1 protein-coding gene is annotated in these 764 nt (G+C 51.0%); it reads left to right on the forward strand.

Annotated elements, in window-relative coordinates; translation table 11 throughout:
* A partial coding sequence (locus R7R24_RS26440; RefSeq protein ID WP_318120081.1) for a cation:proton antiporter occupies positions 1 to 764 on the forward strand: 764 nt, incomplete at both ends.

The following is a 764-nucleotide window of genomic DNA, read 5'->3' on the forward strand; positions in this document are numbered from 1 at the left end:
GTGTTCTTGACCGTTACGTTAATTGCGATTCTTTCTAGTACGGGAACGGAGTTAAGCGCCGGCTTTTTAGCGCTCAGTTTTGTTAAGCAGTTTGGTATCGGTGCGCTTCTTGGTTTTGCTGGTGGCTGGGTCTTGTGGAAAGTCATCAATCGCAATCAACTGCCGGATGGCTTGTACTCGATTTTGACCGTCAGCGGCGGCTTGATCATTTTCGCGCTGTCGAACTCGTTAGGCGGCAGCGGTATTTTGTCGATTTACCTCGTGGGTTTATTGCTGGGTAACCGTCCAACGCGCAGCCGTCATTCGATTCTGCATGTATTAGATGGTATGACGTGGCTAGCGCAAATTGGCATGTTCCTCGTGCTTGGTTTGTTGGTTACGCCGTCGAACTTGCTGAGTATTGCGGTGCCAGGCTTGGCGCTTGCGTTTGGTATGATTTTGTTTGCCCGTCCTATTTCCGTGTGGATTGGACTGCTGCCATTTAAGAGCTTCACGCCACGTGAAAAGTGGTTTGTCTCTTGGGTTGGTTTGCGTGGCGCGGTGCCAATCATTCTTGCGGTATTCCCTATGATGGCTGGTTTGCCAGACGCGCAGCTGTACTTCAACTTGGCCTTCTTCGTGGTTATGGTATCGCTGATCGTTCAGGGCGGTACGCTGACCAAAGCGATGTCGCTTGCCAAGGTTGAGTTGCCACCAAAGCCTGAGCCAATCTCTCGCACTGGTGTGGAGATTTACCCAACCAGTGCGTGGGAACTGTTTATCTA

It is taken from the genome of Vibrio sp. 704, assembly GCF_033339295.1.